Source organism: Bacillus sp. FSL W8-0629, assembly GCF_038593225.1.
GTDB classification, from domain to species: Bacteria; Bacillota; Bacilli; order Bacillales; family Bacillaceae; genus Bacillus; species Bacillus altitudinis.
The window spans coordinates 594,409-607,719 of record NZ_CP151975.1 but is presented as its reverse complement, the minus strand read 5'-3'; the positions used below and the strand labels follow the sequence as shown (position 1 = coordinate 607,719).

At 45.9% G+C, this 13,311-nt stretch carries 9 protein-coding genes, 4 tRNA genes and 3 rRNA genes; 4 read left to right on the top strand and 12 right to left on the bottom strand.

Annotated features, from left to right (window positions below):
• The 8 genes from thiL to NSQ17_RS03025 form a co-directional block, all read right to left on the bottom strand.
• Positions 1 to 978 carry a thiamine-phosphate kinase gene (gene thiL / locus NSQ17_RS03060; protein WP_342467838.1) on the bottom strand — a complete coding sequence of 326 codons (978 nt, stop codon included), beginning with the start codon at positions 976 to 978 and terminating at the stop codon, positions 1 to 3.
• 278 nt (positions 979 to 1,256) lie between these two features.
• Positions 1,257 to 1,333 (bottom strand) — tRNA-Asp (locus NSQ17_RS03055).
• A 49-nt stretch (positions 1,334 to 1,382) separates the two neighbouring features.
• Positions 1,383 to 1,459: transfer RNA gene (locus tag NSQ17_RS03050), tRNA-Met, on the bottom strand.
• Positions 1,460 to 1,476: 17 nt separating this feature from the next.
• Positions 1,477 to 1,592, bottom strand: a 5S ribosomal RNA gene (gene rrf / locus NSQ17_RS03045).
• Between the two features lie 61 nt (positions 1,593 to 1,653).
• A 23S ribosomal RNA gene (locus NSQ17_RS03040) occupies positions 1,654 to 4,584 on the bottom strand.
• A 183-nt stretch (positions 4,585 to 4,767) separates the two neighbouring features.
• Positions 4,768 to 6,316 (bottom strand): 16S ribosomal RNA (locus NSQ17_RS03035).
• The 16S, 23S and 5S rRNA genes sit together here with 4 tRNA genes alongside, the layout of an rRNA operon.
• Positions 6,317 to 6,452: 136 nt before the next feature.
• Positions 6,453 to 6,526, bottom strand: a tRNA-Gly gene (locus NSQ17_RS03030).
• A 15-nt stretch (positions 6,527 to 6,541) separates the two neighbouring features.
• A tRNA-Arg gene (locus NSQ17_RS03025) sits at positions 6,542 to 6,618 on the bottom strand.
• A gap of 369 nt (positions 6,619 to 6,987) precedes the next feature.
• Here NSQ17_RS03025 and gltP point away from each other — a divergent pair.
• Positions 6,988 to 8,238, top strand: a complete 1,251-nt coding sequence (gene gltP / locus NSQ17_RS03020; RefSeq protein ID WP_024719154.1) for a glutamate-aspartate/proton symporter GltP — start codon at positions 6,988 to 6,990, stop codon at positions 8,236 to 8,238.
• A gap of 38 nt (positions 8,239 to 8,276) precedes the next feature.
• Here the strand turns inward: gltP and NSQ17_RS03015 are convergent, their stop codons facing one another.
• Together NSQ17_RS03015 and NSQ17_RS03010 are read right to left on the bottom strand one after the other, a co-directional pair.
• Positions 8,277 to 9,296 carry a S66 peptidase family protein gene (locus tag NSQ17_RS03015; protein ID WP_342467837.1) on the bottom strand — a complete coding sequence of 340 codons (1,020 nt, stop codon included), beginning with the start codon at positions 9,294 to 9,296 and terminating at the stop codon, positions 8,277 to 8,279.
• Positions 9,297 to 9,375: 79 nt separating this feature from the next.
• Complete coding sequence (locus tag NSQ17_RS03010; protein WP_342467836.1) at positions 9,376 to 10,251, bottom strand: DMT family transporter; 876 nt, start codon at positions 10,249 to 10,251, stop codon at positions 9,376 to 9,378.
• A gap of 297 nt (positions 10,252 to 10,548) precedes the next feature.
• On the opposite strand from NSQ17_RS03010, the gene NSQ17_RS03005 reads away from it, so the two are divergent.
• Both NSQ17_RS03005 and NSQ17_RS03000 read left to right on the top strand, forming a co-directional pair.
• Positions 10,549 to 11,274 (top strand): AzlC family ABC transporter permease, encoded by a 726-nt coding sequence (locus NSQ17_RS03005; RefSeq protein ID WP_007496390.1) that lies wholly within the window; start codon positions 10,549 to 10,551, stop codon positions 11,272 to 11,274.
• A complete protein-coding gene (locus tag NSQ17_RS03000) occupies positions 11,271 to 11,591 on the top strand; it encodes an AzlD domain-containing protein (RefSeq protein WP_058336356.1) in 321 nt (106 codons plus the stop codon). The genes NSQ17_RS03005 and NSQ17_RS03000 overlap by 4 nt, the downstream gene beginning before the upstream one ends.
• Before the next feature lie 36 nt (positions 11,592 to 11,627).
• Here NSQ17_RS03000 and NSQ17_RS02995 read toward each other — a convergent pair whose 3' ends face one another.
• A complete protein-coding gene (locus NSQ17_RS02995) occupies positions 11,628 to 12,290 on the bottom strand; it encodes an O-methyltransferase (RefSeq protein ID WP_045035200.1) in 663 nt (220 codons plus the stop codon).
• 153 nt (positions 12,291 to 12,443) lie between these two features.
• Positions 12,444 to 12,629 carry a CsbD family protein gene (locus NSQ17_RS02990; protein ID WP_024719159.1) on the bottom strand — a complete coding sequence of 62 codons (186 nt, stop codon included), beginning with the start codon at positions 12,627 to 12,629 and terminating at the stop codon, positions 12,444 to 12,446.
• Between the two features lie 126 nt (positions 12,630 to 12,755).
• Between NSQ17_RS02990 and NSQ17_RS02985 the strand changes: the two genes are divergently transcribed.
• Positions 12,756 to 13,307 carry a GNAT family N-acetyltransferase gene (locus NSQ17_RS02985; protein WP_144668396.1) on the top strand — a complete coding sequence of 184 codons (552 nt, stop codon included), beginning with the start codon at positions 12,756 to 12,758 and terminating at the stop codon, positions 13,305 to 13,307.
• The last annotated feature ends 4 nt before the right edge of the window (positions 13,308 to 13,311 follow it).

Below are 13,311 nucleotides of genomic sequence, written 5' to 3'. Positions count from 1 at the left end.
TCATTTCTTAAAATGATTATATCCTTTTTTCATTAAAATTGTTTGTTGATCATGGTCTTTTAAAATAACGCTGGACGCTCGATCATCTTTGACTTGTCCAATACGCGTGACCTGAATGTGATCTTTTTTACATTGCGTCTCAAATCGCTTCCAATCCGTTTCAGGGATCGTACCAGTTAAGACAAAATCCTCTCCACCGAACAAGACCCATTCCATCCACTCTTTATGTAACAACGGGAGATGTGGATGTTTTGGGAGTTGATCAGCCTCAATTTCCAGCGTTACACGACTGGCCTCCGCTATTTCGTTCAGCTCACTCGCTAATCCGTCACTCACATCATTCAAGGTCACCCGGGGGAAGCTTGAACAAATAAGGCCAGCAGCAATATGTGGCTGCGGCATTTTGTGTCGCTCTAGAAAAAAAGCAGTGTCAATCGAATGTACAGCATTTACTTCATTCATTAAAAGGGATAGCCCAGCAGCTGATGAACCTAGTTCACCTGTGACAAAGACAATGTCTCCTGTCTGAGCACTATGACGGTAACAGGCTGTTCCCTTTGGAATCTCACCAATGACCGTTACTGTGATGACAAAGTCACTGCGGGTGGCTACAGTATCTCCACCGATTAAATCCATATGATATCTGTCAGCCAATGCTTTCATTCCCTCGTAAAAAGCTGCGACAATTGCTTCATCCCCATGAGGCGGGATCGCAATTGATACAAGATAATACTTAGGGGTTCCTCCCATGGCTGCGATATCACTGATATTCACTGCCAGCGCTTTAAATCCAACCTCAAAGGGTGTGGAAAAATCAAATCGAAAATGGACATGCTCTACCATTGTATCAACACAAACGACCTCTTCACAATGTGAATGAGGTTGATAAACACTAGCATCATCACCGATGCCCATGACCAAAGAACGCTGATGCGTTTCTTTTGGTGTAATTCGGCGAATAAGATCAAATTCATCCATAAAAGACAGCCCCTTCATACAATCAACTGATTGAGCAAACATGATGTCAGACACAGTTAGTATTAGTGTAGCGAATATGAGCCTCGGTTCCAACTAAAAACGATATAAAGAAAGCCTGGTATAAAAAAACCAGGCGTTGTTTGTTGAAGTCATGATCTTTTCTTATCACATTTAGTGTAGCCAAACACAAGGAGTTTCATTGCATCTAGGATACTTATTGAAAGAAAAAGACATAAAAAAAAACGAAACTATACGTTTTCGTTTACAAGTCATAAAAATGGCGGTCCGGACGGGACTCGAACCCGCGACCTCCTGCGTGACAGGCAGGCATTCTAACCAACTGAACTACCGGACCATTTTGGCTGTACTCAATGAGTACTCCCTATTTAAGAGGTAAAATAATTTGGTTGCGGGGGCAGGATTTGAACCTGCGACCTTCGGGTTATGAGCCCGACGAGCTACCGAACTGCTCCACCCCGCGACGATATAAAATGACAAGCTTGGCGGCGTCCTACTCTCACAGGGGGAAACCCCCAACTACCATCGGCGCTGAAGAGCTTAACTTCCGTGTTCGGTATGGGAACGGGTGTGACCTCTTCGCTATCGCCACCAAACCTGATGGAGAGAATGTTCTCTCAAAACTAGATAACAATGTTCATTTTTCACATTAGAATATAGGTTAAGTCCTCGATCTATTAGTATCTGTCAGCTCCACGTGTCACCACGCTTCCACCTCAGACCTATCAACCTGATCATCTTTCAGGGATCTTACTTCCTTGCGGAATGGGAAATCTCATCTTGAGGGGGGCTTCATGCTTAGATGCTTTCAGCACTTATCCCGTCCGCACATAGCTACCCAGCGATGCCCTTGGCAGAACAACTGGTACACCAGCGGTGCGTCCATCCCGGTCCTCTCGTACTAAGGACAGCTCCTCTCAAATTTCCTGCGCCCGCGACGGATAGGGACCGAACTGTCTCACGACGTTCTGAACCCAGCTCGCGTACCGCTTTAATGGGCGAACAGCCCAACCCTTGGGACCGACTACAGCCCCAGGATGCGATGAGCCGACATCGAGGTGCCAAACCTCCCCGTCGATGTGGACTCTTGGGGGAGATAAGCCTGTTATCCCCGGGGTAGCTTTTATCCGTTGAGCGATGGCCCTTCCATGCGGAACCACCGGATCACTAAGCCCGACTTTCGTCCCTGCTCGACTTGTAGGTCTCGCAGTCAAGCTCCCTTGTGCCTTTACACTCTGCGAATGATTTCCAACCATTCTGAGGGAACCTTTGGGCGCCTCCGTTACATTTTAGGAGGCGACCGCCCCAGTCAAACTGCCCACCTGACACTGTCTCCCTGCCCGATAAGGGCAGCGGGTTAGAAGGTCAATACAGCCAGGGTAGTATCCCACCGATGCCTCCACCGAAGCTAGCGCTCCGGTTTCCAAGGCTCCTACCTATCCTGTACAAGCTGTACCAACATTCAATATCAGGCTGCAGTAAAGCTCCACGGGGTCTTTCCGTCCTGTCGCGGGTAACCTGCATCTTCACAGGTACTATAATTTCACCGAGTCTCTCGTTGAGACAGTGCCCAGATCGTTGCGCCTTTCGTGCGGGTCGGAACTTACCCGACAAGGAATTTCGCTACCTTAGGACCGTTATAGTTACGGCCGCCGTTTACTGGGGCTTCAATTCGCACCTTCGCTTACGCTAAGCGCTCCTCTTAACCTTCCAGCACCGGGCAGGCGTCAGCCCCTATACTTCGCCTTACGGCTTCGCAGAGACCTGTGTTTTTGCTAAACAGTCGCCTGGGCCTATTCACTGCGGCTTCTCGGGGCTTTAACACCCTAAGAAGCACCCCTTCTCCCGAAGTTACGGGGTCATTTTGCCGAGTTCCTTAACGAGAGTTCTCTCGATCACCTTAGGATTCTCTCCTCGCCTACCTGTGTCGGTTTGCGGTACGGGCACCTCTCACCTCGCTAGAGGCTTTTCTTGGCAGTGTGGAATCAGGAACTTCGCTACTAAATTTCGCTCGCCATCACAGCTCAGCCTTCACGGGAAACGGATTTGCCTATTTCCCAGCCTAACTGCTTGGACGCGGATATCCAATACCGCGCTTACCCTATCCTCCTGCGTCCCCCCATTGCTCAAATGGTGAGGAGGTGGTACAGGAATATCAACCTGTTGTCCATCGCCTACGCCTTTCGGCCTCGGCTTAGGTCCCGACTAACCCTGAGCGGACGAGCCTTCCTCAGGAAACCTTAGGCATTCGGTGGACGGGATTCTCACCCGTCTTTCGCTACTCATACCGGCATTCTCACTTCTAAGCGCTCCACCAGTCCTTCCGGTCTGACTTCACTGCACTTAGAACGCTCTCCTACCACTGTTCGTAAGAACAGTCCGCAGCTTCGGTGATACGTTTAGCCCCGGTACATTTTCGGCGCAGAGTCACTCGACCAGTGAGCTATTACGCACTCTTTAAATGGTGGCTGCTTCTAAGCCAACATCCTGGTTGTCTAAGCAACTCCACATCCTTTTCCACTTAACGTATACTTTGGGACCTTAGCTGGCGGTCTGGGCTGTTTCCCTTTCGACTACGGATCTTATCACTCGCAGTCTGACTCCCAAGGATAAGTCATCGGCATTCGGAGTTTGACTGAATTCGGTAACCCGGTAGGGGCCCCTAGTCCAATCAGTGCTCTACCTCCGAGACTCTTACCTTGAGGCTAGCCCTAAAGCTATTTCGGAGAGAACCAGCTATCTCCAGGTTCGATTGGCATTTCACCCCTACCCACACCTCATCCCCGCACTTTTCAACGTGCGTGGGTTCGGGCCTCCATTCAGTGTTACCTGAACTTCACCCTGGACATGGGTAGATCACCTGGTTTCGGGTCTACGACCACGTACTCATGCGCCCTATTCAGACTCGCTTTCGCTGCGGCTCCGCATCTTCTGCTTAACCTTGCACGGGATCGTAACTCGCCGGTTCATTCTACAAAAGGCACGCCATCACCCGTTAACGGGCTCTGACTACTTGTAGGCACACGGTTTCAGGATCTATTTCACTCCCCTTCCGGGGTGCTTTTCACCTTTCCCTCACGGTACTGGTTCACTATCGGTCACTAGGGAGTATTTAGCCTTGGGAGATGGTCCTCCCGGATTCCGACGGAATTTCACGTGTTCCGCCGTACTCAGGATCCACTCTGGAGAGAACAACATTTCAGTTACAGGGCTGTTACCTTCTTTGGCGGGCCTTTCCAGACCTCTTCGCTTATATCGTTCCTTTGTAACTCCGTATAGAGTGTCCTACAACCCCAAGAGGCAAGCCTCTTGGTTTGGGCTGTTCCCGTTTCGCTCGCCGCTACTCAGGGAATCGCATTTGCTTTCTCTTCCTCCGGGTACTTAGATGTTTCAGTTCCCCGGGTATGCCTTCTCATACTCTATGTATTCAAGTATGGATACTACTCCATTACGAGCAGTGGGTTTCCCCATTCGGAAATCTCCGGATCAAAGCTTGCTTACAGCTCCCCGAAGCATATCGGTGTTCGTCCCGTCCTTCATCGGCTCCTAGTGCCAAGGCATCCACCGTGCGCCCTTTCTAACTTAACCATTTCTTACTTTAGAAAGAATCACTATGTGTGATGAACTTTGCATTGCATTCAATGTGAATGTATTACTTATTGTTATCTAGTTTTCAAAGAACAATCCTGTCTCGCTAGAGACATGTTTTGAAGGAATGATCCTTCAAAACTAAACAAGACGAAAAACGTACGCTGCTCCATATATCCTTAGAAAGGAGGTGATCCAGCCGCACCTTCCGATACGGCTACCTTGTTACGACTTCACCCCAATCATCTGCCCCACCTTCGGCGGCTGGCTCCATAAAGGTTACCTCACCGACTTCGGGTGTTGCAAACTCTCGTGGTGTGACGGGCGGTGTGTACAAGGCCCGGGAACGTATTCACCGCGGCATGCTGATCCGCGATTACTAGCGATTCCAGCTTCACGCAGTCGAGTTGCAGACTGCGATCCGAACTGAGAACAGATTTGTGGGATTGGCTAAACCTTGCGGTCTCGCAGCCCTTTGTTCTGTCCATTGTAGCACGTGTGTAGCCCAGGTCATAAGGGGCATGATGATTTGACGTCATCCCCACCTTCCTCCGGTTTGTCACCGGCAGTCACCTTAGAGTGCCCAACTGAATGCTGGCAACTAAGATCAAGGGTTGCGCTCGTTGCGGGACTTAACCCAACATCTCACGACACGAGCTGACGACAACCATGCACCACCTGTCACTCTGTCCCCGAAGGGAAAGCCCTATCTCTAGGGTTGTCAGAGGATGTCAAGACCTGGTAAGGTTCTTCGCGTTGCTTCGAATTAAACCACATGCTCCACCGCTTGTGCGGGCCCCCGTCAATTCCTTTGAGTTTCAGTCTTGCGACCGTACTCCCCAGGCGGAGTGCTTAATGCGTTAGCTGCAGCACTAAGGGGCGGAAACCCCCTAACACTTAGCACTCATCGTTTACGGCGTGGACTACCAGGGTATCTAATCCTGTTCGCTCCCCACGCTTTCGCTCCTCAGCGTCAGTTACAGACCAGAGAGTCGCCTTCGCCACTGGTGTTCCTCCACATCTCTACGCATTTCACCGCTACACGTGGAATTCCACTCTCCTCTTCTGCACTCAAGTTTCCCAGTTTCCAATGACCCTCCCCGGTTGAGCCGGGGGCTTTCACATCAGACTTAAGAAACCGCCTGCGAGCCCTTTACGCCCAATAATTCCGGACAACGCTTGCCACCTACGTATTACCGCGGCTGCTGGCACGTAGTTAGCCGTGGCTTTCTGGTTAGGTACCGTCAAGGTGCAAGCAGTTACTCTTGCACTTGTTCTTCCCTAACAACAGAGCTTTACGATCCGAAAACCTTCATCACTCACGCGGCGTTGCTCCGTCAGACTTTCGTCCATTGCGGAAGATTCCCTACTGCTGCCTCCCGTAGGAGTCTGGGCCGTGTCTCAGTCCCAGTGTGGCCGATCACCCTCTCAGGTCGGCTACGCATCGTCGCCTTGGTGAGCCGTTACCTCACCAACTAGCTAATGCGCCGCGGGTCCATCTGTAAGTGACAGCCGAAACCGTCTTTCATCCTTGAACCATGCGGTTCAAGGAACTATCCGGTATTAGCTCCGGTTTCCCGGAGTTATCCCAGTCTTACAGGCAGGTTACCCACGTGTTACTCACCCGTCCGCCGCTAACATCCGGGAGCAAGCTCCCTTCTGTCCGCTCGACTTGCATGTATTAGGCACGCCGCCAGCGTTCGTCCTGAGCCAGGATCAAACTCTCCGAAAAAGTACAAAACCGAAGTTTTGTTTTTCGTCAGCGTTTGACTGACTACCTATGATGTATCATAGGATTTTTTTATAAAAACTCGAATTAACAGGTACGTTTTGTCTTGTTTAGTTTTCAAAGATCATTTTTTTAAAAATGGAGCGGGTGATGAGAATCGAACTCACGACATCAGCTTGGAAGGCTGAGGTTTTACCACTAAACTACACCCGCGTGGTTAAATGTTATTGGCGCGCCCGAGAGGAGTCGAACCCCTAACCTTTTGATCCGTAGTCAAACGCTCTATCCAATTGAGCTACGGGCGCTTAATCAGGCGACTTAATTATCTTAACATATCGTTTTTATTAAGTCAACATCTTTTTAAAGTTTGTTTGTCGTATCTGTCTGAGCATCAGTGTTTCAGATGCGTCATCAGCGACGAATAAAAATATACCATGGATCATACAAAAGGGTCAATACATTTTTCTAAAAAAGTTTAATGTTTTTTAAGAAGTGCTCTTTTGTTAGATAAATAGAGTTTCAATCGCCCTATTTTCATTTCTTTCTTCATAATTCTAATGATTCTTAAATAAAATCTTTCTAAATCCAAAGGAGGACAAAACATGGTCACCTAGAATTTTTATTTATTGGAAAATTCTTAATATTTTCCATGCATTTAAAGGAGGTAGGAGATGATGAAAAAGTTTGTCGCTTTTCAAATCATGATCGCTTTGGTGATAGGAGCTCTTATCGGCCACTTCTTCCCTGATTTCGGAATGGCACTGCGGCCCATTGGGGATGGCTTTATCCGATTGATTAAAATGATTGTAGTCCCTATTGTTTTCTCTACGATTGTCATCGGCGCAGCTGGCAGCGGTGGAATGAAGAAAATGGGCAGTCTCGGATTAAAGACAATCATTTGGTTTGAAGTCATTACGACCATCGTTCTTGGAATTGGGCTTTTATTGGCCAACGTGTTAAAGCCAGGCGTTGGACTCGATTTCTCTCAATTAGCTAAGAAAGATATTGGGGAACTCGATGGTTATACTCAAAAGGTCGTCGATTTTAAACAGATGGTTTTAGACATCATTCCAACCAATATCATCGATGTCATGGCTCAGAATGATTTACTAGCAGTGATTTTCTTCGCTATTTTATTCGGTGTAGCCGCAAGCGGCATTGGGAAAGCTTCCGCTCCTGTCCTTACCTTCTTTGAATCAGTAGCACAAATTATGTTTAAGCTCACACAAATGGTCATGGTGACAGCTCCTATTGGAGTTTTAGCATTAATGGCAGCTTCTGTTGGACAATACGGCATTGTTTTACTCATTCCTATGATGAAACTTGTTGGCACTGTCTTCTTAGGATTGTTTATTATTCTATTTGTTTTGTTCCCTCTTGTCGCACTGATCTTCCGTTTTAACTACTTCGAAGTGTTGAAAATGATTTGGGATTTGTTTTTGGTTGCCTTCTCTACTACAAGTACAGAAACTGTTCTTCCACAGCTCATGTCACGGATGGAGAAATACGGCTGTCCAAAAAGAATCGTTTCCTTCGTCATCCCGTCAGGTCTTTCCCTTAATTGCGATGGTTCAAGTTTATATTTATCGGTTTCCTGTGTGTTTCTTGCACAAGCGTTTGGTGTCGATATGAGTTTATCACAGCAGCTCCTCATGATGCTTGTCCTTGTTTTAACAAGTAAAGGCATTGCAGCTGTCCCGTCTGGCTCACTTGTTGTTCTTTTGGCAACAGCTCATGCAGTAGGTCTGCCAGCAGAAGGTGTCGCTATTATCGCCGGGGTTGACCGAATTATGGATATGGCTCGAACAGGCGTGAATGTTCCTGGACATGCGGTTGCCTGTATTGTCGTTTCTAAATGGGAAAAAGTATTCCGAGAGTCTGCATGGGAAGTTCCAAAAGCAGGTGAAGAAACAAAAGGAATGTAATGTTTTTTATGAAGGAAAGGGGTCGCCCTTTCCTTTTTTTATGGCAAAAATGTCTGCTTCAGCACGGCTTTACCTTCTTGTTGCAACTGCACCTCCGCATATGCTCCATTAATGAGGGTCATTTGAGGCGGTACGTGTCCACAATCAATATCGTAAACAATCGGTATGTGTAATTCCTTATGCAATTCTTCATATAGATCCGTATATTCATATCCTTCCACAGGAGTGTCCACTGCACTCCTGCCAAACATGATGCCAGAGCAATGATCAAACCAGCCTGCTAGTTTTAATTGAACAAGAGACCTCTTCATGCTCGCAGCATTTAATTCACAGTTTTCAAAATACCATAGAATGGGTTCACCTTTCAGGTATGTTTCTTGAAAAGCTTTGACATCTCCAAAAGGCGTGCCAGCTAAATGCCGGATCACATCAATACAGCCACCCATCAGTCTTCCCTTCATTGTCGTCTCTAAGTGATCAACAGTACGCCATGCGGTTGGCTCGGTTAAATGAAAGACATGAATGCTTGGATGGTCATGCTGCCATTCCTTTTGATACATATCAGAAGAAAATTGAGTAACGTCCTTTTTCTCTGGAGTGGAAAGTATTTGTTCCCACATAGCCGTCACCTGATCAAGCTCTTCCCCCTGAAGATCCACAAGGTTCGGTCCATGCGCTGTCGCAATGCCTGTGTTTAATGTCAAAGCTAATAGAAGGAGACTTGTATCAGAGTAACCAAGAATCCACTTTTTTTGCATCACTGAGAAATCAAGATGCTCTAACACTTCAATAAGCAGCTGTCCGCCCCATGGCGGGATGATGTGGTCAATCTCATGACAAGTCATCATCCGCTGTAACTCATTAGCTCGTTTGATTGCAGGGGCTGATTTCGCTTTTTCCTGCTGCCATACTGTCTCTCCACATATAACTTCATAGCCTCTTTTTTTCATCCGATCGCAAGACAGTTGAAACATCTCATGCAAAGAGGGTTGTACACCTGAGGATGGTGCTGTCACACCAATTGTTTGTCCCTTTTTCAAATGCGGATACTGGATCATCCTGCTCACCTCCACCTTCTATGAGTCTCTCATCTATTCTTTGTAAAGAAAATTCCCCTTCTCCAAGGGGAATCTCGTCTTACTCTCTCTGACGCAGGACAGTATATACACCTGCGAAAATACACAAAATCCCAACAAACGAACGTAAGCCCATCTCTTCACCTAGAAGCATCCATCCAAGGACCGTGCCAACGATTGGTTGAAAGAAGAAAAAAAGACCACCGCTTGAAGCGTCCATCAGTTGAAGCCCTCTATTCCACAAAAAGAAAGCAAGGGCCGTTGAGATGATACCTAGATACAGAATGCCGCCCCATATTTCCGGTCTTGCCATTTGCTGCACATCAAGATGAGGCAAACGAAACAAGACAGGTGGTGTTAACACGATAAAGGCCACAATGATCGCATATGTTGTCGTCACTACTTGAGGATACTTTCCTGGAACTCGTTTCAAAAGAACAGACATGAGCGCCCATGTTAATGCAGCAATAACCAGTGAAAGACCGCCAACAAACTCATCCGTTTGAACAGCGACAGGCCCAATCATCATCAGTACACCTACTGTAGCAAGCAGAATGGAGACACACTTTCTCACTGTGAATGATTCTTTTAATAGAAAGAAAGCGAAAAGCACCATAAAAGCAGGTGTGGCCGATGTGATGACGGCACCCATTTGTGCAGACGTATACATTGTGCCAATTTCTTGGGTCACGATCGAGAGAAAGTTGCCAATCAATCCAATCGCCACAATCAGCGGGATATCCTGTTTATCTAACCGAAAAGAGTAGCCCAAACGCCAAATCGTGAACACAAGAACGACTCCAGCTATTGCATATCTCATCCAGACGAGCTCAAGTGGCGGGACCACCGCAACTGTTACTTTGACCACTACATACATACCGCCCCAAATACTAGCAGCTAACGCTAAGTAAAGGGCTCCTATATATTTTTCATTCATTTTTTCCCCTCCGTTACTGGATATATTCACTGCGATATCCATAAACGGAGATCACTCTCCGTTATGGACGGAGGTGATTTGGTACATCATGTTCAAATAAAGGCTTCCATTGCATATCAGTCACCCCAATTGTTTTTATTTTCTGATTACTTTATAACAAAATCTGGTTCACTTCAATCCTTTTTTATCACCCATGTTTCTTCATATAATAGAAGTTCAATAGGATTGACATGATGAATTCGTTTTCTTATAGTAAGTAAAACAATTGATGTTTACACAGAAAAGGAGTAGAGGTCTTTGGATGTTGAAGCTAGGAAACACATTCCCACTGCCGGAAACGAACCGTTTCTTGAGGGAATAAAAGATTGTGTGCCAACCTTGCTTGGTTATATGAGCATTGGGTTTGCCTTTGGAATTGTTGGCATTAGTTCGCAGTTAAGTATATGGGAAATCGCGCTGCTCTCTATCTTTATTTATGCTGGCGCTTCACAGTTTATCATCTGTGCATTACTTGTGACAGGAAGCCCCCTTTCCGCTATTATTTTCACCACGTTCATTGTCAATTTACGGCATTTGTTACTCAGCCTTACGCTTGCCCCCCATTTTACACGCTACTCTGTAAAGCAGAACATCGGGTTTGGTCTTCTGCTTACTGATGAATCCTTTGGCGTAGCGATGAATAAATTAGCACAGCAAGGAAAATTGAATAACAGATGGATGCATGGACTGAATATTACAGCTTATTTATGCTGGATTGCTGCATGTACACTTGGCGGAATATTCGGACACTGGATTTCAAATCCAGAGGCGCTTGGTCTTGATTTTGCCCTATCCGCGATGTTTGCTGCGCTGCTCATTCTTTCTTTACAGACGGTGCCAAAAAATAAGCTAACCCATCGCTTGTCACTTGTTTTATATATGTTTGTTGCGATGTTTGTGCTGCTTCATTTTGTTCCTTCACACGTGGCTGTTTTGTTGGCAACTGTGCTTGTTGCCACTATTGGGGTGGTGACAGATAAATGATTAGTAGTTTTATGTTATGGCTCATTCTTGGCTGTATGATTGTGACTATCATCCCAAGAGTCGTTCCATTTTTATTTGTAAGGAGTATCCAGATGCCAGAAGTGGTGCTCAAATGGTTATCGTTTATTCCTATTTGTATATTTACCGCTTTGATTGCAGAACATCTTTTCATACATACTACAGAAGGCGTCACCATTCACTGGATGTACCTTGCTGTCTTGGTTCCAACTGTGTTAATCGCTATTTGGACAAAAAGCTTGTCCCTCACCGTTCTAGTAGGCGTCATGCTGATGGGCACAGCTAGATGGTTTTTCTAATAGAAAAAGCTTAACCGGATGCGGTTAAGCTTTTTGTCATTTTACGATACCGTATATAAAGCCGTCATAGCCTTTTTCGCCAACAGTTTGAATAGCGGTTGCTTCAATTCTCGACTCTTGTTTGAGTAAATCGAAAAATTCACGCGTTCCCTTCACTCGCTCATCTTGATCAGAGGCATGGAGAACTGCCCCATTTCTGACCACATTGTCTGCAATAATGACTGTTCCCTTTTTTGAGAAATGTAACGCCCACTTCAAATATTGCGGGTTGTTTGGTTTGTCTGCATCAATGAAAATCAAATCGAACGGGAGCGTATCCTGTTCTTTTAACTGAGATAAAGTATCTAACGCTTTTCCTTGTAAAATGGTGACACGTTCTGCTAGGCCTGCTCTGTCTATGTTTTGCTGTGCGGTTTCTGCATGATGACTGACAGCCTCTAATGTCATGAGTTCTCCATCCGCTTCAAGTGCACGGGCAAGCCAAATGGTACTATAACCGCCAAGTGTACCGATTTCTAAAATGCGCTTTGCACCCTTGGTTTTTGCTAACAAATAAAGCAGTTTTCCTTGGGCCGGCGACACATCTATTTCTGGTAACCCGGCTTGCTTATTCTTGATAAGAGTTTGCTCCAATACGTCATCTTTGGCCATCAATTTGTCTTTGATATACTCGTCAACTTTCCCCCATACTTGCTCCATTTCATCCATCTCCCTTGTTCATGTCTTCTATTTAAAGTCTACATGACGGAAGCAAGAATTTATAATCAATTCTTTTCACACACCTATTGATTTTATTGATGAAAGGAATGTGATGATGGATACATGGGGCGAGTACCTGCAAGTATGCGCAAACTACTGATTCAGCTTATTTTTCACGTCACCTTTTTTATCTTGAAGCTTTCCTTTTACTTGATCTTTCTTTCCTTCTGCTTTCAGGTTTTCACGATCTGTCGCTTCGCCAAGTTTTTCTTTCACTTGACCTTTGACTTGATTTGTTTTTCCTTTCGCTTTATCCATATGTCCATTTTGTTCACTCATTTGTTCCACCTCCACGTTTGATACTGTTTATTTATCCTTTTTGCACATGACAAAACATCTGAGTGTGCTGTGTGCGCGTTTCAGGTATGATAGACATAATGGAATGAAAGGTTGGTGGTCTGTTCAATGATCATTTCTGAAAGTATGTTCACTGTACGTGGTGTGACCTATCGTATTCGCTCTGCTGCATTAGCAGATGCCAAACAGTTATCAACTCTCAGACTGAAAATCGATGGTGAAACCGAATATTTAGATCGTGAACCGGGTGAAGCTTTTATTGATGAGAAAGGGTTCGAGGCGTTGATTCAAGAGGATTCCAAGGAATGCCGTCATCTCTTTTTAGTTGCAGATATTGAAGGAGACATTGTCGGTTTTTCAAGATGCGAAGGACATTCTCTTAAGCGCTCTGCTCACAAAGTAACGTTTGGCGTCGCCGTACAGAAGGCCGCTTGGGGCTATCACATCGGGAAAGAACTTTTAGCTACATCGATCGACTGGGCAGATCAGCAAGGCATTCAAAAGATGTCACTTCAAGTAATGGAAACCAATCAAAAAGCCATTCGTTTATATGAACACTATGGCTTTGAGATTGAAGGCTTGTTAAAAAAAGATAAACGGCTGGCGGACGGCATGTATTATGATACGGTTGTGATGGGCAGGCAGCGGCCAGTCTCCTGACCGC

Coding starts and splice junctions, on each gene's coding strand:
- NSQ17_RS02995 (WP_045035200.1), bottom strand. CDS start 12,290: ATGGAGCAAGTATGGGGGAAAGTTGACGAGTATATCAAAGACAAATTG.
- NSQ17_RS03010 (WP_342467836.1), bottom strand. CDS start 10,251: ATGAATGAAAAATATATAGGAGCCCTTTACTTAGCGTTAGCTGCTAGT.
- NSQ17_RS03015 (WP_342467837.1), bottom strand. CDS start 9,296: ATGATCCAGTATCCGCATTTGAAAAAGGGACAAACAATTGGTGTGACA.
- NSQ17_RS02985 (WP_144668396.1), top strand. CDS start 12,756: ATGATCATTTCTGAAAGTATGTTCACTGTACGTGGTGTGACCTATCGT.
- gltP (WP_024719154.1), top strand. CDS start 6,988: ATGAAAAAGTTTGTCGCTTTTCAAATCATGATCGCTTTGGTGATAGGA.
- thiL (WP_342467838.1), bottom strand. CDS start 978: ATGGATGAATTTGATCTTATTCGCCGAATTACACCAAAAGAAACGCAT.
- NSQ17_RS02990 (WP_024719159.1), bottom strand. CDS start 12,629: ATGAGTGAACAAAATGGACATATGGATAAAGCGAAAGGAAAAACAAAT.
- NSQ17_RS03000 (WP_058336356.1), top strand. CDS start 11,271: ATGATTAGTAGTTTTATGTTATGGCTCATTCTTGGCTGTATGATTGTG.